Annotated in this window: 24 protein-coding genes; 21 read left to right on the top strand and 3 right to left on the bottom strand. The window is 41.0% G+C overall.

Going from position 1 to position 26,875, the window contains the following annotated elements:
- The 9 genes from IQ230_RS20130 to IQ230_RS20095 all read left to right on the top strand — a co-directional run bounded on the left by IQ230_RS20130 (position 1) and on the right by IQ230_RS20095 (position 9,262).
- Positions 1–2,232 carry a GAF domain-containing protein gene (locus IQ230_RS20130; protein WP_193934031.1) on the top strand — a complete coding sequence of 744 codons (2,232 nt, stop codon included), beginning with the start codon at positions 1–3 and terminating at the stop codon, positions 2,230–2,232.
- 40 nt (positions 2,233–2,272) lie between these two features.
- A complete protein-coding gene (locus tag IQ230_RS20125) occupies positions 2,273–5,050 on the top strand; it encodes an ATP-binding protein (RefSeq protein ID WP_228055180.1) in 2,778 nt (925 codons plus the stop codon).
- A gap of 135 nt (positions 5,051–5,185) precedes the next feature.
- Positions 5,186–6,007 (top strand): ATP-dependent sacrificial sulfur transferase LarE, encoded by an 822-nt coding sequence (gene larE, locus IQ230_RS20120; protein WP_193934030.1) that lies wholly within the window; start codon positions 5,186–5,188, stop codon positions 6,005–6,007.
- Positions 6,008–6,029: 22 nt separating this feature from the next.
- The gene (locus IQ230_RS20115) at positions 6,030–6,713 is read left to right on the top strand and encodes a class I SAM-dependent methyltransferase (protein ID WP_193934029.1); all 684 of its coding nucleotides are present in this window, start codon (positions 6,030–6,032) and stop codon (positions 6,711–6,713) included.
- A gap of 112 nt (positions 6,714–6,825) precedes the next feature.
- Complete coding sequence (locus tag IQ230_RS20110; protein ID WP_228055179.1) at positions 6,826–7,062, top strand: hypothetical protein; 237 nt, start codon at positions 6,826–6,828, stop codon at positions 7,060–7,062.
- Positions 7,062–7,280, top strand: a complete 219-nt coding sequence (locus tag IQ230_RS26905) for a PIN domain-containing protein (protein ID WP_322742502.1) — start codon at positions 7,062–7,064, stop codon at positions 7,278–7,280. The genes IQ230_RS20110 and IQ230_RS26905 overlap by 1 nt, the downstream gene beginning before the upstream one ends.
- Before the next feature lie 55 nt (positions 7,281–7,335).
- A complete protein-coding gene (locus IQ230_RS26900; RefSeq protein ID WP_228055178.1) occupies positions 7,336–7,482 on the top strand; it encodes a hypothetical protein in 147 nt (48 codons plus the stop codon).
- Positions 7,483–7,511: 29 nt separating this feature from the next.
- Entirely contained in the window at positions 7,512–8,159 is a 648-nt protein-coding gene (locus IQ230_RS20100) for a histidine phosphatase family protein (protein ID WP_193934028.1), read from the top strand.
- A 65-nt stretch (positions 8,160–8,224) separates the two neighbouring features.
- Positions 8,225–9,262, top strand: coding sequence for a glucokinase (locus tag IQ230_RS20095; protein WP_193934027.1), 1,038 nt, complete (start codon positions 8,225–8,227; stop codon positions 9,260–9,262).
- A 6-nt stretch (positions 9,263–9,268) separates the two neighbouring features.
- On the opposite strand, the gene IQ230_RS20090 is transcribed toward IQ230_RS20095, so the two are convergent.
- Positions 9,269–10,516 carry an ABC transporter substrate-binding protein gene (locus tag IQ230_RS20090; protein WP_228055177.1) on the bottom strand — a complete coding sequence of 416 codons (1,248 nt, stop codon included), beginning with the start codon at positions 10,514–10,516 and terminating at the stop codon, positions 9,269–9,271.
- A gap of 289 nt (positions 10,517–10,805) precedes the next feature.
- On the opposite strand from IQ230_RS20090, the gene IQ230_RS20085 reads away from it, so the two are divergent.
- The 3 genes from IQ230_RS20085 (at position 10,806) to IQ230_RS20075 (ending at position 14,952) form a co-directional block, all read left to right on the top strand.
- Positions 10,806–12,065 carry an ABC transporter substrate-binding protein gene (locus IQ230_RS20085; protein WP_193934026.1) on the top strand — a complete coding sequence of 420 codons (1,260 nt, stop codon included), beginning with the start codon at positions 10,806–10,808 and terminating at the stop codon, positions 12,063–12,065.
- 221 nt (positions 12,066–12,286) lie between these two features.
- The gene (locus IQ230_RS20080) at positions 12,287–12,676 is read left to right on the top strand and encodes a metal-sensing transcriptional repressor (RefSeq protein WP_099703333.1); all 390 of its coding nucleotides are present in this window, start codon (positions 12,287–12,289) and stop codon (positions 12,674–12,676) included.
- Positions 12,677–12,762: 86 nt separating this feature from the next.
- A complete protein-coding gene (locus IQ230_RS20075) occupies positions 12,763–14,952 on the top strand; it encodes a lytic transglycosylase domain-containing protein (protein ID WP_193934025.1) in 2,190 nt (729 codons plus the stop codon).
- Positions 14,953–14,957: 5 nt separating this feature from the next.
- On the opposite strand, the gene IQ230_RS20070 is transcribed toward IQ230_RS20075, so the two are convergent.
- Together IQ230_RS20070 and IQ230_RS20065 are read right to left on the bottom strand one after the other, a co-directional pair.
- The gene (locus IQ230_RS20070; RefSeq protein WP_193934024.1) at positions 14,958–15,704 is read right to left on the bottom strand and encodes an anti-sigma factor; all 747 of its coding nucleotides are present in this window, start codon (positions 15,702–15,704) and stop codon (positions 14,958–14,960) included.
- A gap of 2 nt (positions 15,705–15,706) precedes the next feature.
- Complete coding sequence (locus tag IQ230_RS20065) at positions 15,707–16,264, bottom strand: sigma-70 family RNA polymerase sigma factor (protein ID WP_228055176.1); 558 nt, start codon at positions 16,262–16,264, stop codon at positions 15,707–15,709.
- A 351-nt stretch (positions 16,265–16,615) separates the two neighbouring features.
- Between IQ230_RS20065 and arsM the strand changes: the two genes are divergently transcribed.
- From arsM to IQ230_RS20020, 9 genes are all read left to right on the top strand, one after another.
- Positions 16,616–17,581: an arsenosugar biosynthesis arsenite methyltransferase ArsM gene (arsM, locus tag IQ230_RS20060; protein ID WP_193934023.1), complete on the top strand. Its 966-nt coding sequence runs from the start codon at positions 16,616–16,618 to the stop codon at positions 17,579–17,581.
- 34 nt (positions 17,582–17,615) lie between these two features.
- Positions 17,616–18,629, top strand: coding sequence for an arsenosugar biosynthesis radical SAM (seleno)protein ArsS (arsS, locus tag IQ230_RS20055; RefSeq protein WP_193934022.1), 1,014 nt, complete (start codon positions 17,616–17,618; stop codon positions 18,627–18,629).
- 13 nt (positions 18,630–18,642) lie between these two features.
- Positions 18,643–19,422 (top strand): TIGR04283 family arsenosugar biosynthesis glycosyltransferase, encoded by a 780-nt coding sequence (locus IQ230_RS20050; RefSeq protein ID WP_322742500.1) that lies wholly within the window; start codon positions 18,643–18,645, stop codon positions 19,420–19,422.
- Between the two features lie 285 nt (positions 19,423–19,707).
- Entirely contained in the window at positions 19,708–20,274 is a 567-nt protein-coding gene (locus IQ230_RS20045; RefSeq protein ID WP_193934021.1) for a hypothetical protein, read from the top strand.
- A gap of 1 nt (position 20,275) precedes the next feature.
- Complete coding sequence (locus tag IQ230_RS20040; protein WP_228055175.1) at positions 20,276–21,070, top strand: TVP38/TMEM64 family protein; 795 nt, start codon at positions 20,276–20,278, stop codon at positions 21,068–21,070.
- A gap of 55 nt (positions 21,071–21,125) precedes the next feature.
- Positions 21,126–21,851 carry a TVP38/TMEM64 family protein gene (locus IQ230_RS20035; protein ID WP_407646690.1) on the top strand — a complete coding sequence of 242 codons (726 nt, stop codon included), beginning with the start codon at positions 21,126–21,128 and terminating at the stop codon, positions 21,849–21,851.
- 20 nt (positions 21,852–21,871) lie between these two features.
- Positions 21,872–22,393, top strand: coding sequence for a peroxiredoxin-like family protein (locus IQ230_RS20030; RefSeq protein ID WP_193934019.1), 522 nt, complete (start codon positions 21,872–21,874; stop codon positions 22,391–22,393).
- A gap of 41 nt (positions 22,394–22,434) precedes the next feature.
- Entirely contained in the window at positions 22,435–23,976 is a 1,542-nt protein-coding gene (locus IQ230_RS20025; protein ID WP_193934018.1) for a mercuric reductase, read from the top strand.
- A gap of 33 nt (positions 23,977–24,009) precedes the next feature.
- Positions 24,010–26,733, top strand: a complete 2,724-nt coding sequence (locus IQ230_RS20020; RefSeq protein WP_193934017.1) for an MGH1-like glycoside hydrolase domain-containing protein — start codon at positions 24,010–24,012, stop codon at positions 26,731–26,733.
- The last annotated feature ends 142 nt before the right edge of the window (positions 26,734–26,875 follow it).

The raw sequence follows: 26,875 nt of genomic DNA, 5'->3' as shown, positions 1-26,875 counted from the left end.
ATGATCAACGTTTTTAATTGCGCTCAATCTCAGCCTGTGCAAAAGCAAAAAGGAGAACCTAGTCTAAAACTGCTGATTGTAGAGGATGTGTTAGCAGATGTCGAGTTAATGGTAATCGCTCTAGAAACAGCAGAGATCCAGTTTACTTACGATGCAGTTGATAACTTAATACACTGCGAGCAACTATTACAAACGAAGCAATATGATGCTGTATTAGCAGATTATCGCTTACCACAATTCACGGCATATCAAGTATTGCAGTTATTGCAGCAATCAACACAAGAAATTCCGTTAATTTTAGTTACGGGTAGTTTGGGAGAAGAAGCTGCAGTTGAATGCATTAAAGCAGGAATGACTGACTATGTCTTGAAAGAACGGTTGTTTCGCTTACCAATGGTACTTCAGCGATCGCTAGCAGAATTTGCTTTGCGTCGTCAGCAACAAGCATCAATCGTTTGTATTCAGCAACAAGCACAGCAACAAGCAATTATCAACAGTATTGTGCAAGCAATGCGCGAAACTTTGATACTTGATGAAGTCCTTAAATCTACTGTAGATGCACTACATGATGCTTTAAATCCCAGTCGATGCTTCATTTCTCAGCCTGATGCTCAACAAGAAATGTGGGTTAATCATGTCAGTGCAGCAACGTTGAATCGAGAAGATTGCATAGGTGTTAAATGTTTTATCTATCCTCACTATCAAGAAGCCTTTCAACAAGGAGAAATCATAATTATTAGTCGTACTGATTCTCATATTCCAGTAGCATTACAAGAACTTGTGAGAAACTGGAGTTTAAATTCTGTTTTAATTGCGCCTTTGTTATACCAACAAACACTTTTAGGAGGAATTGTCCTCCATCAATGCGATCGCGATCGCGTATGGAATTCTGATGAAATCTCTCTACTGCAAGCTATTAGCAATCAGTGTGCGATCGCGATTCATCAAGCACAACTTTTTCACCAACTGCAGCAACAAACTCAATGGGAAAAAACACTCAATCAAATTTCTCGCTCAATAAATTCTAGTCTCGATCCTGAATATATCTTACAAGAAATTGTGCGACTCACAGGAGAATGTTTTGCGGTTGACCGAGTCATGATTTATGCTGTAGAAAATCAGCAAATCAAAATCACGCGAGAATGGCGTTCTTCAGCAGAAATTTGTTCTTTATTAGGTTATACTACTCCTTTAGCTGAGTGGATCGCAGCTATTGATTTTTCTCCTTATAAGGTTTTTTATGCTCCACACATGGAGAAAATTCGTGCAACGTCAAAAGAAGTAGATATCGTCAAGACTGTTCCACACCTAACAGTGTTAAGCGTACCAATTTTCATTAGAGATGAATTTTTTGGTGGTTTAGCCGTACACGCCATGACGCGAGTGCATTTTTCTGAAGAGGAGATTAGTTTACTTCAACGAATTGCCGATAAGGCAGCGATCGCCTTGTACAATGCTCAAAGTTATGAACTACTTGAAGAACTGGTCAAAAAACGAACTCAGGAGCTAGAAGCAGAAAAACTGCTTTCTGATGCAGCAAATCGGGCAAAAAGTGAATTCTTAAGTAATATGAGTCATGAGTTACGAACTCCTTTAACTGGAATTTTAGGTTTTTCAAGTATTTTAATAGAAGAGATTTTTGGTAGTTTAAATGCTAAGCAAAAACAATACATTGCCGGTATTCATACCTGTGGTAAACACTTATTAGAATTAATTAACGATCTTTTAGATTTAACAAAAATTGAAGCAGGGAAAGAAGAACTAGCTTTAGAAGAAATTCAAGTGTTAAAAGTATGTCAAGACTGTTTAGCTTTATTTACAGAAAACCAATTACCAGAACTACAACTGAAGTTTGCGATCGCCTCAGATATCCATACTTGCATTGCCGATCAAAGACGTTTAAAACAGATTTTAGTCAACCTGCTTTCTAATGCTTTTAAGTTTACAGAAGTTGGTTCAATAACCTTAAAAGTTGAACAGACTGAAGTGGCAATTTTATTTTCTGTTATTGATACTGGTATTGGCATTTCTCCTCCCGATCAAGAAACTTTATTTCAACCATTTCAGCAACTAGATAGTGGACTCGATCGCAAATACGAAGGTACTGGCTTAGGTTTAGCTTTATCGCGCAAACTTGCACGACTGCACGGTGGTGATATCACAGTACAGTCGCAGCTTGGAAGTGGTAGTTGCTTTACCTTAATCTTGCCTCACTCCCCGCAGATAAATTAATCGAGCTAGCGACCAAAGCTCAGGGAGTACACAGAGATTCATGACGACAACAAGCACCCTTAGTTCAAAGATTTCTAGGGCACTCCTGCGATTGCAGCAACGCATTCCCCAACCGCTGCGTTATTTAGGAATGCTTCAAGCATATCTGATAATTTGGGCAGCATTCGATGAAATTGCATTATTCTTTACGACTGCACCAGAAATTTTTGTTTGGTATCCACCTGTAGGGTTAGATGTCGCGGTCCTTTTAGTATTTGGACTACGTTATCTTCCTGCATTATTTTTAAATACACTCGTACATGAATACCTAATTACGAGTCACGATTTAGGCTTTAATACGCTGTTACTTTTTAACTTAGCCACAACATTTGGTTATGGTGGTGGCTGTGCTTTATTGCTGCGAATAATTAAAATCAACCCGCGCTTACGCACCTTGCGCGATGTGATGTGGTTTATTGTCGTCATGACCATAGTAACGCCTCTAGTCGTTGGTGCGTTGCAAACATTAAACATTGTTGTGCTGGGAGTAATCCCTTTATCAGGTTGGTTAACATACACGTTGCACTCCTGGGCGGGAGCAGCGACAGGAATTGCAATGCTCACACCGTTTCTTGTAATCTTGCTGCGTCAGTTACCTTGGATTTGGACTTACAAAGAGCAAGAAGCACCAGCGGTAGAGCCTCCTTTAATACCTTTGACACCGAAACAACGTCCCCAGTTGCTGTTAGAAATAGCTATGCTGTCTGTTGCAATTTGGGCAGCTTACGGAGCACAACGTGGACAAAGTCTAGATTACAGTTATTTTGTGTTTATGCCGTTAATCTGGATCGCAATTCGGCATGGTTTTGAAAGAGCAGCAGCAGCAGTATTGTTTATCAATATTGGTGTCGCTATTTTAATTCAGGCAAAGCTGGGTAATTCCAATATTTTTGCCTTGCAATTTGGCATGATGGCGATTTCACTGACTGGTATTTTATTAGGAGGTTTTGCCACACAGCGGAGGCAAGCAGAAACAGAACTTAATTATTCTGCTCAACGCCTAAAAATTTTACACGAACTTGACCAAGCGATTTTAGCAACCCGATCGCTAAGTGATATCGCAGCAGCTGCAGTTGCACAAATTGCTCAGATCATACCTTGTACGCGGATCAGTCTAGCAATGTTTGATTTTGAAAAAAATGAGTTTACTCTGCTGGCTATCCGCACTGATAGCGAAACTCTTGTACCAGAGATCTGTTTACCTCTCGCAGCATTTGGCAAGCTTGAAAATTTACAACGTGGCGAGATGAATGTTGTCCAGGAAACGCTAGCGTCAGAAATGCCAACAGCGGCAGCATTATTGTTAGGAAATCAGGTACGTGCATACATAAACATTCCCTTAATTGCTCAAGGAGAACTGATTGGTTCGCTTAATTTAGCGAAAGCTTCTTTGGGTAATTTTCCTACCAAGCTAAAAGAAGTTGCTGAGCAAGTAGCTAGTATCGTTGCGATCGCCATGCAACAAGCCCGACTTTTTGAGCGCATTGAACGACAAGCACTACAAGAGCGATCGCTCAATCAAATTAGTCGTACCCTTAACTCTAGTCTCGATCCGCAAGGTGTTTTATGTCAAATTGTCCAACTTACAGGAGAATACTTCGCGGTTGATCGCGTTGTCATCTTTGCTTTTACGAATAGGCAAATTCAAGTGCTCAACGAATGGCGGATGCATGAAGAGGTTATCTCTATGCGAGATTTTACCGCACCAATTGCCGATTGGCCTGACTTACTCGATCCCGATTCTGATTTTTTTTGCCGCCATTTCTTTCATGCTCCTAATTATGCTCAGGAGCCATCAACACCAGCACGTTTACAGCAAATTGAACAAGCTCAAACTCTTTCTGTACTGAGTGTACCGATTTTTGTGCGCGATCAGCTATTTGGTGGTTTATCACTACAGACAACAACTACATATCGTACTTTTACGTCTGAAGAAATTAACTTATTACAGCGCATTGCTGAACAAGCTGCGATCGCACTTTATAATGCCCGCAGTTATGAATCGTTAGAAGAAATTGTACAGCAACGTACCCAAGAACTAGAACACGAAAAACAACTTTCAGAAGCGGCTAATCGTGCAAAAACTGAGTTTTTAAGTAATATGAGTCATGAATTACGTACGCCACTTACAGGAATATTAGGTTTTTCTAGTGTCCTTATAGAACAAGTTTTTGGTATATTAAATGATAAACAAATGCAATATTTAGAACTAATTTCTGCTTCCGGAAAGCACTTATTAGAACTTATTAATGATTTGTTAGATTTAACTAAAATTGAAACAGCAAGAGAAGAACTACAATTAGAACAAATTTTTGTAGCAGAAGTTGCCGACGCCTGTATATCAATGTTACAAGAACGCGCTCAAGCACAGGGATTACAACTCAAATTACAAATTGCACCAGATGTTACTAGCTGTATTGCTGACAAACGCCGTTTAAAGCAAATTTTAGTTAATCTTTTAGCAAACGCAATTAAATTTACTGACTTCGGAACGGTAACTTTAGATATCGCCCAAACATCAACAGAAATTCAGTTTGCTGTAGTTGATACAGGTATTGGTATTTCCCAAGAAGATTTAGCCAAATTATTTCAACCTTTTCAGCAGTTAGATAGCGGCTTGGATCGTAAGTATGAAGGTACGGGCTTAGGCTTAGCTTTATCACGTAAGCTTGCACAACTCCACGGTGGCGATATTACCGTACAGTCAGAATTAAGGCGCGGTAGTTGCTTCACACTCCACTTACCGCTTCGCGAAGTTCTAAGTTTTGAATTCTGTTAGCGTAGCGGTGCCTTAGCACGTTTTGAATTAAAAGAATTTTTATAACTCAACACTCAACACTCCTAACGAGTAACTAGCCAAAGCGCCACTCTCTCTACAATGGATCTAAGGACAAATTGTGAGTGATGAACAAAAATGCTGGAGACAAAACTAGCGCAACTACAAGCATTATTTCAAGACATGGAACAGGCTTTAATTGCCTACTCTGGGGGAGTTGATAGTACCTTAGTTGCTAAGATTGCTTTTGATGTTTTAGGCGATCGCGCTTTGGCAATGACAGCGGTATCTCCATCACTGTTACCTGAAGAGTTGGAAGACGCCAAAATCCAAGCTGTACAAATTGGTATCACACATCAGATTATCCAAACACATGAAATGGATAATCCTAACTACACAGCCAACCCAGTAAATCGCTGCTACTTCTGCAAAAGTGAATTACACGACACACTTAAACCGCTAGCACAACAAATGGGATATCCCTATATTGTGGATGGTGTGAATGCTGATGACTTGCGCGATTATCGCCCAGGAATTCAAGCTGCAAAAGAACGTGGCGTGCGATCGCCTCTAGCTGAAGTTGGTATGACCAAAGCTGAAGTTCGTCAAATGTCGCAACACTTAGGTTTACCGTGGTGGGATAAACCCGCGCAACCCTGTTTAAGTTCGCGTTTTCCTTACGGCGAAGAAATTACAGTGGCTAAGTTGCAACGCGTAGGTAGGGCGGAAATGTATCTGCGGAAATTAGGTTTGCAAAATCTCCGCGTTCGTTCTGAGGGCGATACGGCGCGTATTGAGTTACCGCCAGAGAAGATTAAGGAATTTATCTTAACAACCGATTTACAGACGCTAGTAGGGGCGTTTCAGGAGTTTGGCTTTGTGTATGTCACATTGGACTTGGAGGGCTATCGTAGCGGTAAGCTAAATCAAGTTTTGCCGCAGGTGATGACTTCAGTATAAGTTTGAATTAAATAGAGGAATTGTGAGTTTTCAATTAGAGAATGTTGTTCCTTGGGGACGATCTTTACCAGACTATATCAAGATGTTTGGTTTGACACTTGACGATTTTAAATTAAGAATTCTTGATTGTGCTGGTGGTCCTGCAAGTTTTAATGCAGAGATAACAAAAAGGGGTTACAAGGTTGTTTCTTGTGACCCAATTTATCAGTTTACTCATGCGGAAATTGCCCAACGTATTCAAGAAACTTATCCAGTGATTCTCAAGGGCGTTCAGGAAACTCGCGATCATCTAGTATGGCAAGATATTGAGTCGCCAGAACAATTAGGGAAAATTAGAATGGCGGCGATGCGCCAGTTTCTTGATGACTTCCCTACAGGAGTTGCAGCAGGGCGATACATTACGGCTGAGTTGCCAAATTTACCCTTTGATTCAGGGGAATTTGATTTAGCTTTATGCGCGCATTTGTTATTTACTTATTCTGAGCAATTTTCATTAGAGTTTCATCTCCAATCAGTTCTAGAACTGTGCCGAGTAGCGAAGGAAGTTCGCATTTTTCCCTTACTTGTTAACTTCTCAAATGATATATCTCCTTGGTTAGAACCGGTAATAACTCATCTCCAAAATCAGGGTTATACAACAGAAATTAAGCAAGTTGCATACGAATTTCAAAAAGGTGGAAATCAGTTACTACGTGTTTATAAATAGTAAATTGCCTTAATGATGGACTAATACTATCTCAGTTGAATCACTAAAATATTGTGGGTAATCGGTAATTGTCTAGCTGCTAGTCACCAGTCACTTCAAAGGAGTAATAAATATGTCAATGTCTTGGGAAGAATTACGTAAGGAAGCTTATCAATTATCAGTTAGCGATCGCCTGTTATTAGTAGAAGCGATCGTGCGATCTTTAAGTAACGAACTAAGACCGCGCCCAGAACCTACCGAGGGAATTGTAGAGCGATTGGCTGGCTCTCTAAAGACTGATACACCACCTCCAACTGACAAAGAAATTGATGCGATCTTAGAAAACCGTTTAAAGGAGAAGTACCTTTAATACGTGTTTTAGTAGATACAAATATCATTTTAGATGCTCTATTACTACGCGAACCTTTTTTTATAGATGCTAAAGCTTTACTGAACGCTATTGAATCTAAGCAGCTTCAAGGTTATGTTACAGCAACAACTTTAACTGATATTTTTTACATTGCTAGAAAAAGTAAAGGCATCGCATTAGCAAAACAAGATATCGCTGAATTATTGGTACTGATGTAAGTCTGTACAGTTGACCAGAATATTTTAGAAGCTGCCATATCATCCCAGATAGCTGATGCATGAGGATGCAATTCAGTTAGCGTGTGCGATATCAGAAAATTTAGATGCTATTGTTACGCGTGATACTCAAGATTTTGCAGGCAGTAATTTACCAATTTTATCAGCAGGAACACTCCTAGTACGTTTGTCTTCGCTACAGTAACGATTGGAGCATACGAGAGATTTTATTGCATGAGTCAAATTGTCTGGATTGCGCGACACGGAAACCGCATTGACTTTGTTAACCCAGAGTGGTTCAATACTGCCGAAAGACGCTTCGACCCGCCGCTTTCGGATGATGGAGTGGTACAGGCTTATCAATTAGGACAACGCTTGAAATCGGAAAACATTGCCCATATTTTTGCTTCTCCATTCTTGCGTACAGTGCAAACAGCAAACCAAATCGCTGAAGCTTTAGATTTACCAATCAAATTAGAGGCGGGCTTGAGTGAATGGTTAAATCCTGCTTGGTTTCCAGAAATGCCTGAAAAATTATCAATTGAGGCATTAACTAAACTATATCCGCGAATTGATCTGAGCTATACTTCGCGCATTACCCCAGAATATCCTGAAACTCACGCCGAAATGCTAGTACGTGCAGGGAAAACCACAACAATTCTTGCTGATGAGTTCTTTTCAGAAGATATTCTATTAGTAGGACACGGTGCATCAGTGTTGGGTGGTGCTGTGGGGCTTGTCGGTGCAAGTGCGAAAGATCAAGTCAAAGCATCTTTGTGCAGTTTAGTCAAAGTTGTACGTCAAGAGCCAGACTGGTTACTAGAATTAGCAGGAGATACATCTCATTTAAGCAAAGTTGAAGAAGTCATTCGGTTTAACTAAAAAGTCATACTAGCGCAGGTATCTCGCCTGCCTATATGCTCTAAAAAGAGCAGTGCAGAGGAAACATGAGATTACTATTAGCGGGCGATATTGGTGGAACTAAAACGATTTTGCGCTTAGTGCAGCAGCCAGAAATAGGCAAGATCCAAACGCTGTATGAAGAACGCTACAGTAGCCGCAATTATACAGATTTAGTACCAATTGTCCGGCATTTTCTTGCTACCGCAGCAGAGAAAACTGGTAAAGATACAATGCCACAAAAAGCGTGTTTTGCGATCGCAGGTCCCGTCGTCAACAATACTGTAAAACTGACGAATCTGGCGTGGTTTCTCGATTCACAACGTCTAGAACAAGAATTAAAAATTGCACCAATTTCGTTAATTAATGATTTTGCCGCAGTTAGCTATGGTGTTTTAGGCTTAAAGGAAGAAGATATATATACGCTGCAAGCAGGTAAACCGCAATCATCAGCCCCAGTTGCAGTACTTGGCGCAGGAACTGGGTTAGGACAAGGATTTTTGATCAAAAAAGGAGAAGAGTTTGATGTATTCGCTTCAGAAGGCGGACACGCAGATTTTGCACCGCGATCTGAGTTAGAATTTTTGCTCTTGAAGTATCTGCTTGATAAGCATGATATTCAAAGAGTTTCGGTTGAAAGGGTTGTTTCAGGTTTAGGTATTATTGCAATCTATCAGTTTTTACGCGATCGCTCTTATGCTACAGAATCCCCTGAGATCGCTCAAATCGTGAGTACCTGGGAAAAACAAGCAGGAAGTGAAAAAAGTGTCGATCCGGCGGCGGCAATCTCAACGGCTGCCCTAGAAGGGCGCGATCGCCTCAGCGAACAAACGTTACGAATGTTTGTTGAAGCCTACGGTGCAGAAGCTGGGAATCTTGCCTTAAAACTTCTGCCTTACAATGGGCTTTATGTAGCAGGTGGAATTGCGCCTAAAATCCTTCCACTCATTCAAGAAGGCAACTTTCTTCATGCTTTTACAAGTAAAGGGCGGATGCGTTCAATTTTAGAAGATGTACCAGTCTATATTGTGCTAAACCCGCAAGTTGGATTAGTTGGCGCGGCTTTGTATGCAGCTAAACTGTAAACAAGATTACTGAAAAATTAAGTTTAATCGCTGCTGGGCGGCTTGTAGGGCTTCAGTAGGTGAACTCTTGCGTAGTAACACGGCTTCTAGCGCCCGACCAATATTTTCTGAGACGCGACTGTATCCAGGAAAAATGGGACGCGATCGCCCATACTGTGCTTGATCTAAAAAGACTTGCACCGCTGGCTGTTCTGCTGTAAATGCTTTGTATTGGTCATTTTCTCGCGCTTTGAGATTCACAGGTAAGTAACCTGTACCAATTGCCCATTGAGTTTGAAATTGTTCGCTTAAGACAAATTCAGTAAACTTGAGTGCGGCTTGTTCGCGTTGTGGTGTAGATTTGAATACAAATAAATTTTCACCACCAATTCCAGTAGCATGGCGCTTATCAACTGGAATGGGAAACACGCCAAAATCGACACCAGTACTTTTGAGTTGTCCCAGTGTCCAAGGTCCTGTCAGTTGCATTGCGACTTTACCAGCCAGAAAATCATCGATTTCAAAACCGCGTTCGGGTAACGACAACACGGCGGAACCATCAGCGATGAGATTTTGCCAGAATTGTAACGCAGCGATCGCGCCTTGATTATTAGCTAAATCGACGGCTGCGGCTTGTTGAGTATCCGCGACTAACTCCCCGCCTGCACTCCACATAAACGGTAGCCACAAAAATACCGCAAATTCGCCTTTACCTAAAGGTAAAAATATCCCGTGTTGATCGATACGCTTGTCACCATCGGTATCGCGAGTCAACTGACGCGCAATTTGGCGCAATTCTTCCCAAGTTTCAGGTAGTTTTGTAATTCCCGCAGCTTGAAATAAACTAGGACGATAAAATACTCCTGAATTATTTGTCCCAAATGGTACTGACCAAATGTGTCCTTGATACTCCATTGATTCAAATAAAGCAGGATCGAGTTGATTTTTGACGGGTAATGCTGTTAGCCAGTCTTCGATAGGGCGAATCGCATCAAGTTCTACAAGTTGACCTGTTAATGTGGCGTTGAACCATAATAGATCTGGTGGTGCATTGCCGACTACTGCTGCCAAAATTTTGGGTAATTGTTGTTCGGCTTGTCCAATGTAAAGTGATTCTACTTGAATATCTGGATGTTCTTGATTAAATTGATCGACTAATTTTTGTAGTACGTCTCGATTGGATGGCGGATTAACACCATGCCAAAATGTTATTTTAGTAATACTGGTTGCTTGTGTATTTGATATCGGTTGACATCCCGATAGTGATAATGTCAATACAATGATTAGAGTTAGGATGAATGCTATTTGAGAAAATCGTTTAAACGCATTTCGAGTTTGTTGTATCATCATTTCTTTGAGGGCAAAACGCTAGTATAGTCATTGCATTGGAAGTTTAAGTCTTTTTAGAAAGAACTACAGAGGAGGACACTTTCGTGCGGAAGTCTCCTTCATTGTAGAACCCCGTGTAGAAGTTTCCGTAGTATAGAGAACACGGAGGAAAGAGAGTAACAGGAATTTTAAAAACCAAGAAAGTTACTACTTATTCTAAGGTCAATATTGCTTCATGTTTAAAAGGTTTTGGTCATTTGTTGTTCTTTTTATCTTCGGAATCATTATATTTACTGGGTGTATTGCGAGGCAAGATAGCAACAACAAGTTTGTTACTGTAACTCTTAGTGGATGGAGTAATTTACAAGAAAAACAACTTTTACAACAAGTATTAAATGAGTTTGAATCGTTGCATCCTCAGATTAGGGTTAAATATGATGCGATCGCTGATGAATATATGGATGTATTGAAAACTCGTTTGATTGGCGATACTGCAGCAGATGTTTTTTATCTTGATGCTTTAGAAGCACCTGGACTTATTGAACCTGGTGTATTAGAACCATTAGATAGTTATGTGACACCGGAATTTGATGTTGCCGACTTTCAACCTTCACTTCTTGCTGCTTTTCAACAAGATGGCAAAACTTATGGCTTCCCTAAAGACTTTTCTACACTTGTTTTGTTTTATAATAAACAAGCTTTTGCTGAAGCTGGTTTATCGCAACCACCGCAAACTTGGGAAGAATTGAGAGAGTATGCTAAAAAACTAACTGTCGATCTCAACAACAATGCTAGAATTGACCGCTATGGTTTCGGAATTACGCCAGAACTAGCACGACAGTATTTTGTAATTAAAGCTTTTGGTGGTCAGTTAACTAATAAGTCAGAACAGGCTATATTTGCTTCACCAGAAAGTTTACAAGGTTTACAATTAATCGTCGATCAGTATCGACAAGATCAATCATCTGCTCAACCTTCTGATGCTGGTACAACGTCAGGGGGTGAAATATTTGGTCAAGGTAAAGCTGCAATGGTTATTGAAGGACCTTGGTTGATTCCTTATTTAGATGATACGTTTCCAGCGCTTGAATATGCAACAGCCGAAGTACCAACAATTGCTGGAAGAAAAGGCACGATGGCTTATACCGTTGCTTATGTAATGAATAAGAAATCACAGCATAAACAAGAAGCATGGCAATTACTGTCTTATTTAACAGGAAAAGAGGGAATGAAAGCTTGGACAAGTACAGGAGTTGCATTACCAACTCGTAAATCTGTTACGCAAGAACTTGGTTACGATCAAAAACCACTATATGCACCGTTTATTGCAGGTGCAAACTATGCAACTGTATGGCAAGCCGGTAAAAATTTACCAACGATTTTGACTAATTTTAACAATCAATTTATTAGTGCAATGTTAGGCGAACAAACCCTCGCAGTTGCTATGCAACAAGCTCAAGATACTGCAAATCGAGAAATTGAATTAATGCAGTAGATTAAAAGATATTTCAATTAAAAGCTTTATATTATTATGACAAAGCAAGTAAAAATTTATGTAAATTTACAGCGGTCTTTAATAATATCTATTACCAAACTCAATTGTCTCTCCTTACAACAATAAGGTTTCTCAAAATATAAAATTTTCAATAGGTATTTTTATCATTTGCTCAGCAATAAGCTAGGATCTATATCTATCCTCATGTGCGTTGATCACTCATGAATCGTTCTCATCGATTAGCAGAAGATAAATTGCCTATCACCAGGGAGGAACATTCCCATAGCCACGACAACCATAGCGTAGGCGATCGCCTTGGGGATTCGTCAGTGCATCCCCACGTCCACAGCGAGGAATCACTCAGAAGCATCGTTAATCGCTTGTCACGTATTGAAGGACACATTCGTGGTGTTAAAACGATGGTGCAGGAAAGTCGCCCGTGTCCAGAAGTACTAGTACAAATTGCTGCAGTACGGGGTGCATTAGATCGAGTCGCCAGAATGATTTTAGACGCACATCTTAGTGAGTGTATTACAAGAGCTGCTCAAGAAGGAAACATCGAAGTAGAAATGGCAGAGTTAAAAGCTGCCTTAGATAGATTTTTGCCCTAATCAAAATTAAACTCAAAAGCAGCTGCCAGTTAATAAGGAGTAATGTTAGAGTTTCTGGAAATCAGGCGTGACTTCCGAAAACAATTATGTTGCAGCGTTGGAAAAACCGAGTCCCCTTAGCTGCTGGTGCAGGAATATGTACTATGCTTGTTGGGATAGCAGTGTTAGCCGCCAAGGCTAGCGATTGGTTGCAGTTGCCACAAGAAAATGCACTGCAAATGAGTTTAGATCATCCAAAATCGTCGGTTCTTCCATTAGTGTCACTGTCACCTGCAGCACGAATGGTACAACTAAATACGATCGCACAGTTACCGCCATCTCAAGATCGCGATCACGCGCGCTACGTGTTAGCAAACGACTATCTGCAAAATCAGCAAGCTGAAAGTGCCTTGCAACTACTCGATGGGTTGGAACAAAGTTATTCTGTATTAGCCGCACCGATCCTTTACAAACGCGCACAAGCTTACGAAATTCTTGGTGACACGGCAAACGCACAAGCAACATATCAAGAATTACTACAGCGATTTCCCTCGCATCCGGTTACAGTCGAAGCATTATATGTCTTGGGAAAAACAACACCGCAATATTGGCAAAGGGCGATCGCGCAATTTCCTTCACATCCCCGCACGATTGAAATTACGCGTTCATTACTGCAACAAAATCCAAATCAACCACAGTTGATGCTGCTGCTGGCAAAACACGCTTACGAACAGCCAGGAGTTGTCTCAGTGTTAGATCAACTCACAAATAAATATTCAGGACAATTCCAGCCGCAAGATTGGGAAGCGATCGCTAGTGCCTATTGGGAAAATCAAGTTTACTCGAAAGCAGCAACAGCTTATCGACAAGCACCGCGTACAGCGTTGAATGTCTATCGCATTGGTCGGAGTCTTCAACTGAGTAACAAACGTACTGAGGCGATCGCCGCTTATCAACAACTGCTGCGCGAGTTTTCGACTGCGCCAGAAAGTGGTACAGCTTTATTAAATTTGGCACAAATTACCCAGAATCGGGAAGCTATTCTATCATATCTCAATCAGATTGTCAAAGAATTTCCTCAACAAGCAGGAGCAGCTTTAGCTCAAAAAGCGACGATTCTCGACAACTTAGGGAATAAAACATCTGCTGCGCAAACGCGACAACTATTGTTAGAAAAATATGGTAATTCAGATGCTGCTGTTGAGTACCGCTGGAAAATTGCACTGCAAAAAGCTGCAAATAAAGATTACCAAGGAGCATGGCAATGGGCGCAACCGATTCCTGCAAGTAACCCAAAAAATATTTTGGCTCCTCGTGCTGGATTTTGGATCGGTAAATGGGCGCTGCAATTAGAAAGACAACAAGAAGCGAAAGCTGCGTTTGAATATGTATTAAGTCAATTTCCCCAATCGTATTATGCTTGGCGATCGGCAACCATGCTGGGGTTAGATGTTGGTAACTTTAACACTGTCCGCCAACTCAATTTTGAGATTACACCACCACAACGTGCTGTGCTTCCAGCCGGATCGGATACCTTAAAAGAACTCTATCAATTAGGGCAAGATACTGATGCTTGGGCGCTGTGGCGCACAGAATTTCAGAACGATCGCCAACCCACTGTATCTGAACAATTTACTGATGGATTGCTGCGAACTGCGATTGGTCAACATTTGAAAGGAATCAATTTAGTTTCGACTTTAGAAGATCGCGAATTGCCTCAAGATCGAACAGAGTATCAAGTACTGCGACAAGAGTTAACTTATTGGCAAGCACGTTATCCATTTCCCTTCTTTGAGGAAATTACAACTTGGTCGCAAAAGCGTCAACTTAATCCGTTCTTAGTGACAGCACTCATTCGCCAAGAGTCGCGTTTTGAGCCAAAAATTCGTTCTGTTGCGGGTGCTGTAGGTTTAATGCAAGTGATGCCGAGTACAGGAGAATGGATTGCGCAGAAGATTGATTTGAAGGAGTACAACAAAGAAAATCCCCAAGACAATATGCGCTTGGGTACGTGGTATTTGGATCACACACACGAACAGTATGACAATAATTCAATGTTGGCGATCGCCAGTTACAACGCAGGTCCAGGAAATGTTTCTAAATGGTTAAGAACTCTAAATACCAGAGATCCTGATGAATTTGTTGAAGCTATTCCTTTTGAAGAAACTAGAGGCTACGTCAGACAGGTATTTGGTAATTACTGGAATTATCTGCGATTATATAATCCAGAAATCTCTCAATTGGTTGCAAAATACTCTGCGCGTCAACAGTCTTCTCTACCGCAACCACCACAATAAACTGATTACAGTGATATACTTCCTGTCATCACAGTTTCCCCAGTAGGATAAGAAAGTCTTTGTGATGGTTCGACAGTAATCACAACAGCAGAAGAGTCTGAGATTTCTGCATCAAGCGGAAATTTTACCAAAGCTCTTCCCTGGGAATCAGGTCGAAATTCGCCACAATAGATTTTTTCACCATCGGCAACTCCCCACAATCGATAAACTTGTCCTTCTGGTAGGGGAGTGAGATTTTGAAGCGTAAGAACGATCGCCTCAGCATTGGGAACCACAACTAAACTTCCAGAAGCAGCAGGAATTGCACTTGTTCCTTGGAGTGCAAGCAAACGGTTACTCGGTTGACGCAGTAAGGCGATCGCATTTTTATATTGTGAAAGTTCCGCTTGAGTTGCAACAACTTGCTGGTGTAGGCGATAGCTATAAAAGCTAAATCCGACAACAACCGAGGCGGCGACAGTTCCAATAACACCCAACCTAGTTTTTGCCCTTGTTCCTACGCGATTTGCTCTTACAGTTGAACGTCCTGATGCTGTCTGCAAGATGCGAGATCCCAACGTTGGCGGTAACTCAGCTTCTGGTAGTGCCAAAGGAATCAAACCTAATGTATTTTGCAAGCAGCGTACTTCAGTTTGTAATTCAGGATGAGAATCCAATAATTGATTGACTGAAGCAACTTCTTCTGGAGTCAAGTCACCTAGAACATAACTTGCTAAAAGTTCTTGAATTTCTTCAGATTCCCGAAATACCATTGCTACTCCACCAAATCTTGCAATATTTCTCTCAGCTTTAACAACCCTTTGCGCTTGTGTGTCTTTACGGTTCCGATAGGCATATTTAATTCTTCAGAAATTTCTGATTGACTCAAACCGTCATAATACGCCATTTCCAAAACTTGCTGCTGAGTGGTAGATAATTCAGCGAATGCTTCGCGGACGCGACAAGACATTTCCTTAAGAGCAACTTTATCTATCAAAGCACGCTCACTCTCAGGAGAAGAACTATGAAACCAGCGTTGAATACGTTGCCACTGCGCGCGAATCTGACGGTGGCGATCAATCGCTTTTGATCGAGTGACAGTCGTAAGAAAGACCACCATAGAACCCCGTCTGCGGTCATAGATACCACTGCCGAGGAGTGAAAGAAACACTTCTTGTGTGAGATCTTCAGCTTCTTGAGCATTACCTAACATCCGCAGTGCTACTCGGTAGACAACCTCTCCATAGCGTTCGTACAGAATACCCAAAGCGAGCAGATTTCCCGATCGCAACGATTGAAATACCTCTGTATCCGTCTGATTGGATAGCATCATTTAGACCCAAGTTTTGACCTCAAAGCAGTAGTATCTATAGTTTGAATTTCAGAATTTATCTAAGTGCGATTGAACTCCATAATTTTGGCTTCAATAGTGATACGAAACCAACCTGAAAAAGGATGTGGTTAAATTCAATCAACATTTTGTTGTCTTCGATTCTTACCTGCAAAATCAAGCGTTTTGACATCTTTGCTCAAATTGAGTAAATCCTTTTTTGCTTTAGCTTCGTATTACCCAAGATAGAACCCAACGAGTGGACTTAAGAGCGATCGCTCTTTTCGCCATATGTCTTCTTGTTGCGATCGCCTCCTCAAATCTGAACATACGATATCTACACCAAGGATTTAAATGACCTATCTCGAAACAACTGCCCAGTTTTATAGCGAAGTTGCACAAACACCACAAGTCGGTTTGTGTTGCGTCCAAAGCAGTTCCCTGCAACTACCCGAACTTAATATTCCTCTGCAAATGCAACAGATGAACTACGGTTGCGGTACGACAGTACACCCTACGGAACTCGCTCATGCTCCAACTGTACTTTATGTCGGGGTTGGTGGAGGACTCGAAGCGTTGCAGTTTGCTTATTTTTCTCGCCGTCAGGGGGCAGTTATTGCGGTTGAACCAGTGACAGCAATGCGCGAAGCAGCTACTCGTAACCTCAAACTTGCTGCCCAAGAAAATGCCTGGTTCGATCCTAGTTTTGTTGAGATTCGCGAAGGTGATGCTTTTTCTCTACCAGTTGCCGATGCTTCTGTTGATGTATTAGCACAAAATTGCCTATTTAATATTTTCACACCGCAAGATCTGCATTTAGCTTTAAAAGAAGCTTTTCGTGTATTGAAACCACAAGGACGCTTGCTGATGAGCGATCCTATTGCTACTCGTTCGATTCCCCAACACCTGCAACAAGATGAACGACTAAGAGCAATGTGTCTATCAGGAGCACTTACTTATGAGCAATATATCAAACACCTCGTCAATACTGGCTTTGGTCAAATTGAAATTCGAGCGCGTCGTCCTTACCGTCTCTTAGATTCTCAAAGCTACAGATTAAAAGAGCATTTACTCTTAGAAAGTCTCGATACAGTTTCCTATAAAGTCCCGATTCCTGAAGATGGTGCTTGTGTTTTTACAGGCAAAACAGCTATTTATGCCGGAACAAAACCCTTTTTTGATGATGGAGCCGGACATCTTTTACAACGAGGTATTCCTGCTGCTGTGTGCGATAAAACTGCTATAAAACTAGCATCATTTTCCGAAGAAATTACTATCACAAATTCAACTTGGTATTACGATGGCGGCGGGTGCTGTTAGTGTCTAATCAATTGATGAATAAGAGGTAAAAAAAATGATATCGTCAGCAATCAATGCTTCTTTAGATTCAGCCGTAACACCATTTAGAAAACTGAGTTCAAACTTGACAAAAAAGCATATAAATGTATTACAAATTAACCTGGGAAAACGCTGTAATCTTGCCTGTCTTCACTGTCATGTCTCAGCAAGTCCACAACGAACTGAAGAACTTTCTCCAAAAGTTTGTCACCAAATAATTAAACTCATCAATCATTTTCCTCAAATTCAGGTTGTAGATCTCACAGGTGGCGCTCCCGAAATGCTTTATGGCTTTAAACCTATTGTCGCAGCAGCACGTGCCAAGGGTAAACAAGTTATTGTACGCTCTAACTTAACAATTTATTTTGAAGCAGGGTTTAGTGACATCCCAGAATATTGCGCTCAACATCAGCTAAAAATTGTTGCTTCCCTTCCCTGTTATCTTGCAGATAATGTTGATAAAATGCGGGGAAATGGTGTTTTTGAGACTTCTATTCGCGCTCTGCAATGGTTAAACCATCTCGGCTATGGTCAAGCACCCAACTTAATTCTAGATTTAGTATATAATCCTCAACTTCCCGTTGCAGAAAAGTTTGCACTTGCTCCTCAACAAGTTGAACTCGAACGAGATTACAAAATGTTCTTACAAGAACATTTTGGTATTTGCTTTAACAACCTATTAACCATCACTAACTTGCCCATAGGACGAACTAAGTTATATCTAGAACGCAGAAATCTTTACAAACCTTATTTGTATTTTTTAGAGTCTCATTTTAATTTTAGTACTGTTGAACATTTAATGTGTCGCAATCAGCTTTCAATTGATTATCTGGGTAACGTCTACGACTGCGACTTTAACCAAATGGCAAATCTTCCGGCAAAAACTCGTAATAACGAAATACTAACGGTTGCTAAGTTACTAGAAGCTGGAAATTTAGATTTAATTAACGAGATCCAAACTGCACCTTATTGCTATGGCTGTACAGCAGGTTGTGGTTCTAGTTGTGGTGGTGCTTTAGTTGAAAGTTAGGTATCGTAAACTTGTGATTTTAACAAAAACACCTCAAAGGATTTCAATTATCATTCCAGTTCTTAATGAGATGGAAGCGATTCAAAAAGTACTAACAAGTACTCAACCAAATACTAATGTAGAAGTAATTGTTGTTGATGGTGGTTCTAGTGACGGTACGCTTGAGTTCGTTCAGTCGTTGGGTATCAAAGTTTTGTCAGCCCCTAGAGGTCGTGCTTGTCAAATGAATATGGGTGTTACCGCAGCAACAGGTGAAATTCTGTTGTTTTTGCATAGTGATACCCGTTTACCTGCTAATTTTGACACGATGATTCGTGCTGCACTAAATCCATTACAGACTTGTAGAAAAATTCCTATTGCAGGTGCGTTTGCATTACAAATTGATGCACCTTTGAGAAGTTTGCGGTTAATTGAATGGGGTGTAAGTTTGCGATCGCACTTTTTACAAATGCCCTACGGCGACCAAGCTATTTTTCTCAAAGCCGAAATATTTCACCAGCTTGGTGGCTTTCCAGAGTTACCAATTATGGAAGATTTTGAATTGATACGTCGGTTAAAACGCAGAGGATATATTGCAATTATTCCTATCCCCGTAGTTACATCAGCACGTCGGTGGTTGAAAAAAGGAATTTTCAAGACGACGTTGATTAATCAGATCGTGATTTGTGGATATTTACTAGGAGTTTCGCCCCAAAAACTTGTTCGCTGGTATCGCCATCAATCGCAATTATCTCTAAGCCAGTGGTTTAAGTCAGTTCCTAAACTGATATTAAATATCAATTTTCTAAAATAATAAAACTATGAAACGTAATGTACTAATTGCTAGCGCAACAGGAACAGTTGTTGTAGATTTATGCTGCTTTTCTAAGAATTAGTCTTTTTATTTCAATTGCCACATTTGAGTAAATCCATTTTGACATCGGCTTCGTATCATTTATAAATCTTTAATCGCTAAATGTCTTGGAAACACGCGATCAAGTTATTGCTATTTGTTGCTGAAAAAGCAATCGCTGTTAATTGTTTTGAGCGATTAGAAGAGGAAAACTCAAGTGGATTATTCAACAAGGAAGTTTGACTTATGAAACGTTTAATTCTTCTCGGTGGTGTATCGATCCTTTTGTTATCTGCTGCAATATTACCTAATCTCACTAAAGTAACTGGTAGAACTCAAAAAAACACTTTAACTACCAGCGATGATACTTCACAAATTATAGTAGCAGCACAAAATCAAAGAACCTCTAGAATGTTATCGGCTGTTGCTGATGATGGCACTCCCCAAGGTGTTACGCAAGAAAAGTGGCTTGATGCTACTGGTGAGGTTTCTGTATCGCCTGTTCAATCTGGCAATTACACCGTTACCCTCAAAGCAAGCAATTTAGTTCCTAATGGACTTTACACCTTCTGGTGGGTCAACAAAAAACTTGTCGGAATGGATATGGGACCTGCCGGTGGTACTCCTGGTAACGAATTTAGAGCCGATAATACAGGCAATGCGACTGCAACGATTACCGTGCCTGCTAACAATAATTATCAAATACTAGCAGCAGCTTATCATGCAGACAAACAAACTCACGGTCAAATGCCTGGTGAAATGGGCAAAGTAACCTTCACTCACCTTATGGGCAATTTTCCTAAACCAAATTGAGTTGCAAGTTAGTAGCGCTTGGGCGATCGCTTCTTCACAATCGGGAAAAATGACTCAATTCAACCGCCAATACCATATCAGGCTCAAACTAATCGCGATCGTTAGTTTAGTTGCCATCACAGCGATCGCATTTAAACCATTTAATCTGCAAGAACTTTTGCAGACATCGTTAATTGCAGTCAAAAGTCTTGGTATTTTGGGACCTATTACATTCATCGCCATCTACAACATTGCAACATTGTTATTTGTCCCTGGCACAATTTTAACGCTCAAAGGCGGTTGTTTATTCGGTATTTTTTGGGGTTCAGTTTATGTTTTAATTGCTGCAATGCTGGGCGCAACGTGGGCTTTTCTCCTCGGACGTTACCTATCGCGGAATTGGATTCATCAACAGATTGGCAAAAATCCTCAATTGCAGGCAATAGATCGCGCTGTTGCTCAAGAAGGCTGGAAAATTGTTTTATTAACACGTCTTTCTCCGATATTTCCATTTAATCTGTTGAATTACGTTTTCGGAGTTACGCAAGTTGCACTCAAAGACTATATCTTAGGTTCCCTCGGCATGATTCCAGGAACTGTAATGTACGTTTACATTGGTTCTCTTGCAAGCGATCTTGCCACGCTTAATATGTCCAATCGTCCCATGACTGCCGAGACTCAAATTATGCAGTGGGTAATGCGAATCATTGGGGTAATAGCTACAGTTGCCATGACAATTTACATGACGCGCCTTGCTAAAAAAGCTCTCAACCAAAGTATTTCAGAGGCAAATGTCCACAATAAAACTAACCACTAAAATCATGAAAAATAGTCGCCCTAGATTAAATAAGCTATTTAGATTGACTATCTTGATGCTGGCTACCTTTGGCATTGCCCTTGTTGCTGCCGACCCAGCTTTCGCACAAGATGCTAATGGAGTTGCGTTTAATCCTCAAGGATGGCTGCGAAATGCCTTGCAATGGATTGATAGTCTAGGTACAGTTGGCGCGATCGCATTTATCCTTCTCTACATCGTTGCTACTATCGCTTTTTTACCAGGTTCGATTCTTACGCTTGGCGCTGGTGTTGTTTTTGGTGTCTTTTTAGGATCATTCTACGTTTTTATTGGTGCAACGTTAGGTGCTACAGCGGCTTTTCTCGTCGGGCGCTATTTAGCACGCGGCTGGGTTGCTAAAAAAATTGCAGGAAACAAAAAATTTCGAGCGATTGATCAAGCTGTCGGTAGAGAAGGACTCAAAATTGTGCTACTGACGCGACTTTCTCCAATATTTCCGTTTAATCTATTGAATTACGCTTATGGCGTCACAGGAGTTTCTTTAAAGGACTACTTTATCGGTTCGGTAGGGATGATTCCTGGAACAATTATGTACGTTTATATCGGTTCTTTAGCTGGAAGTATTGCCACAATTGGCACTGAAGCTCAACCTGACAATCCTGTTGTGCAATGGACAATTCGGATCTTAGGATTTATTGCTACAGTAGCCGTCACGCTATATGTAACTAAATTAGCTCGTAAGGCTTTGGAAGAGCAAGTTTTGGAGCCTACACACCAGGAAACTGAAGCTCACTTGAATTAGTAAACAAGTTAAAGGTAGCTATGACTGCAACACCCACGAAATTAATGACTGGTACTCAAATTCCAGAACTTGAAGTCAAAACCCTTGATGGTAATTTTTGGAAACTTGAACAGAAGCCCCAATTCACAATGATTGTTTTTTATCGGGGATGGTTTTGTCCAATTTGCCAAAGCTATCTAACTGAAATTGCCAATCACCTAGAGGATTTCGCTAATCTTGGCGTTGATGTCATCGCTTTGAGTGGAGATAGTCGAGAAAAAGCACAACAATCTCAAAACGACTGGGGAATTCAAAATCTGACGATTGGCTATGAAGCAAGTATTGACTTAATGCGTCGTTGGGGACTTTATATTTCTAAAGGTGCGTTTGAAAATGAACCGCCTTTATTTTGCGAACCAGGTCTTTTCTTAGTTAAACCCGACGGCATACTTTTCTATGCTGCCATCAATAGTGGTCCTTTTGGTCGTCCACCTATCTCGGAGATGCTGTCGTCCATCGATTTTGTGTTAAAGAAAAACTATCCAGTGCGTGGAACAGAGTAGGTTGTCTTATTTGAAATTTTGAATGTTTTTAGGAGTTAGTCATGTCATCAGCCTTTCAAAAAGTCACTGTTCCACCGATGGATGAATATAACAACAAGTTGATTTCTTACGTTCATCCGCCTGATTGGAACAATCCGCAACCGAGCGATCGCTACGATCTCGTTGTCATTGGTGCAGGTACGGCTGGATTAGTTGTCGCCGCAGGTGCAGCAGGTTTAGGCTTGGGTTTAAAAGTCGCCTTAATTGAAAAACATCTGATGGGCGGAGATTGCTTAAATGTAGGTTGCGTTCCTTCAAAGTGCATCATCCGTTCTGCGCGTGTCGTTGGCGAGATGCGTCATGCTCAAGCATTTGGTATTCATCCTCCTCAAGAAATCGAGGTTGATTTTCCGGCAGTGATGAAACGGATGCGGAAATTGCGGGCAGGAATTAGCCATCATGATTCGGCTCAACGTTTCCAGAAACTTGGTATTGATGTCTTTTTGGGAGCAGGTCGTTTTTTAGCAAATAACTCTATTGAAGTGGCGGGGAAAACGCTACGTTATAAAAAAGCTGTGATTGCAACAGGGGCAAGAGCTGTGCGTCCCTCAATAGAGGGAATTGAAGAAGCAGGATTTTTGACTAATGAAACAGTTTTTTCACTAACTGAACGCCCTAAACGTCTTGCAGTCATTGGTGGTGGTCCCATTGGGTGCGAATTGGCTCAAGCTTTCAGTCGCTTGGGATGTCAAGTTATTTTGTTTCACCGACATTCTCATTTGTTAGATAAAGAAGATGCTGATGCTGCTGAAATTATTCAAAATGCCTTTATCGACGAAGGAATTCATCTGGTATTGAATAGCCAAATAGAACGGGTGAAAAAGTCAACCGATGGCAAAACGATTTATTTCACTAGTAATGGAACCAAACAATCAATTGTTGTTGATGAGATATTAGTTGGTGCAGGACGCGCTCCTAATGTGGAATCTTTGAATTTAAAAGCAGTCGGGGTAGAGTACGATCGCCAGGGAGTACAAGTTAATGATTATCTCCAAACAACGAACCCTAATATTTATGCAGCAGGCGATATCTGCATGAATTGGAAATTTACCCATGCAGCCGATGCAGCAGCACGGATAGTGATTAAAAATACGTTGTTTTCTCCTTTTGGTCTTGGACGATCTAAACTAAGTAACTTAGTAATGCCTTGGGTAACTTATACTGACCCAGAAATTGCGCATGTCGGAATGTCTGACCACCAAGCGCAGTCTCAAGGAATTTCTGTTGATACTATCAAGATTTCAATGAGCAATGTCGATCGCGCGATCGCTGATGGGGAAGAATCAGGTTTTGTCAAAATTCATCATAAAAAAGGTTCTGATGAAATTCTCGGAGCGACAATTGTGGCTTCTCATGCTGGAGAGATGATTAGTGAGGTGACGACAGCGATCGTGAATAAGGTCGGTTTGAATGGTTTATCAAGTGTAATTCATCCTTATCCTACACAAGCTGAAGGAATTAAAAAAGCCGCAGATGCTTATCGTCGCACACTCTTAACACCTACATCGCAAAAATTCTTAGGGTTACTGACAAAACTCTCTTAATCACCTTCGCTAAGTTTAACCTGAGAACAAATTATGACCACTGAAGAACAGAGGTTACAAGCAAATCGCGATTACGCAAAGCGTAGCGCCAAAGGCGATCGCACGGCTTACTGGACTCGCTGGGGATCATATCTGAGTGAGCGACAATGGGGAACAGTGCGAGAAGATTACAGTGCTGATGGTTCAGCATGGGAATATTTTCCTCACGACCACGCGCGTTCTCGTGCTTACCGTTGGGGAGAAGATGGTATTGCCGGTATTTGTGACAACCATCAACGACTTTGTTTTGCGATTGCGCTTTGGAATGGTGAAGACTCAATTCTCAAAGAGCGCTTGTTTGGGTTAACTGGAAATGAAGGTAATCATGGCGAGGATGTCAAGGAGTACTATTTCTATCTCGACAATACGCCGACTCATTCTTACATGAAATATCTTTATAAGTATCCCCAAGCGGCGTTTCCCTACGATCAGTTAGTGCAAGAAAATCAACAGCGTAGCCGCCATTCTCTCGAATACGAATTGCTTGATACTGGAATTTTTGACGATCAAAATTGCTACTTTGATGTGGAAGTAGAATATGCTAAAAAGTCACCTGAAGATATTCTAATTCAAATCAGCATCACTAACCGAGGATCTGAAGCTAAAACTTTACACCTATTACCGACTCTTTGGTTTCGCAATACATGGTCTTGGGGATATGACTGCGAAAAACCTATTCTCAAAGTATGTTCTGAGGAAAGTCATTTTAGTACTGTTGCAGCGATTCATCCTACGCTAGGTCAGCGATCGCTGTATTGCGATCAAACAAACACACAAAAATTCTCCTTACTATTTACAGAAAACGAAACTAACTTTCAGAAATTATTCGGGGTTGAGAATGCGTCTCCTTATGTCAAAGATGCTTTTCATGATTACTTAATTCACCAACGCCAAGATGCTATTAATCCTCAACGCCTAGGCACTAAGGTTGCAACGCATTATCAGTTATCAATTAATGCAAGCGAAACTCAAACGATAAAATTGCGCTTAAGTGATGCTGCGGAATTAAATGCACCTTTTGGAACTGAATTTAATCAAATTTTTCAAACTCGGTTACAAGAAGCCGACGAATTTTATGATCGCATCTGTCCATTTGAGATGTCCTCAGAACGGCGACAGATTCAGCGACAAGCATTTGCGGAAATACTGTGGAATAAGCAGTTTTATTACTACATCGTTGAAAAATGGCTCAAAGGCGATCCGGCTAGTCCGCCGCCTCCAGTTGCCCGTAATCAAGGACGAAACTCAGATTGGATTCACATTTTTAGTGATGATGTGCTTTCCATGCCCGATAAATGGGAATATCCTTGGTTTGCTTCTTGGGATTTAGCCTTTCACTTGATTCCACTAGCAATGATCGATCCAGGTTTTGCCAAGCTGCAAATTTCGCGCTTACTGCGAGAGTGGTATATGCACCCCAATGGGCAAATTCCGGCTTATGAATGGGCGTTTAATGATGTTAATCCGCCTGTTCAAGCTTGGGCAGCTTGGAATATCTATAAAATCGAACGAGAGTTATACAACTGTACTGATACAGACTTTTTAGAACGAGTTTTTCAAAAATTACTACTCAACTTTACCTGGTGGGTAAATCGCAAAGACGTTGAAGGTAGAAATGTTTTCCAAGGTGGATTTCTTGGTTTAGATAATATTGGCATCTTCGATCGCAGTGCTGAACTGCCTACAGGTGGTTATTTGCAACAGGCAGATGGTACGAGTTGGATGGCGATGTATTGCCTCAATATGCTGGAGATTGCCTTAGAATTAGCGAAATTTAATCCGACCTACGAAGACATTGCCAGCAAATTTTTTGAGCATTTTCTCTACATTGCCGATGCCATTGATGGTATTGGACAATCAGATATTTCTTTATGGGATGAACATGATGGCTTTTACTATGATGCATTGCGTTTTCCCGATGGACGTTACGAATTGCTAAAAGTGCGATCGATTGTGGGGCTGATTCCACTATTTGCGATCGGTATTATTGAATCGGAAACTTTATCTCAATTTCCTGGCTTTAGTCAGCGGACAAAATGGTTTATTCAAAATCGTCCTGATCTAACTCAGAAAATTGCTTGTATGCAGACTCCTGGTGTGGGTGAACGCAGACTACTAGCGATCGCCTTTCCAGATAAACTCAGGCGTATTCTACAAAAGATGCTCGATGAAAGCGAATTCCTCAGTCCCTATGGGATTCGTTCAGTTTCCAAATTTCACCAAAATCATCCTTACACAATGAATGTGAATGGAACTGAGTATCGAGTAGATTATCAACCTGCCGAATCTACTGCTAACATATTTGGTGGCAATTCTAATTGGCGTGGACCAATTTGGTTTCCCATAAACTACCTAATTATTGAATCGCTCCAGCGATTTTACTCCTATTTTGGTGATGACTTCAAAATTGAATTTCCTACAGGGTCGGGTCGGGAAATCACCTTAAAAGAAGTTGCGGTTGAACTATCTGAACGACTTATTCGACTTTTTCTGCATGATGAATCTGGACAAAGACCTTGTTATGATGGTACAGAAAAATTTCAGCACGATCCTCACTGGCGCAATCTAATTCTTTTTCACGAATATTTTCATGGTGACAATGGTGCAGGTATAGGTGCATCTCACCAAACCTGGACAGGTATCGTTGCTAGATTAATTCAACAGTGTGCTAAATACGAATCTACTCTCATAAAGCAGCAAAATTCAGAAGAAATATAGGCTAATTCTTACCTCATACGAACTTGCGTTCTAAAGAACAATTAGGGTAGGGTGCAGTTAACCGAGAAACGAGCACTGTTATGGCAAGAGTCAGTCGAGTTGTAGCCCACCAGAGCGTTGAAGAAGTTAAGCAGAAGCTGGC

Source organism: Gloeocapsopsis crepidinum LEGE 06123 (assembly GCF_015207655.1).
GTDB classification, from domain to species: domain Bacteria; phylum Cyanobacteriota; class Cyanobacteriia; order Cyanobacteriales; family Chroococcidiopsidaceae; genus Gloeocapsopsis; species Gloeocapsopsis crepidinum.
This window is presented reverse-complemented; position numbering and strand designations above follow the sequence as displayed.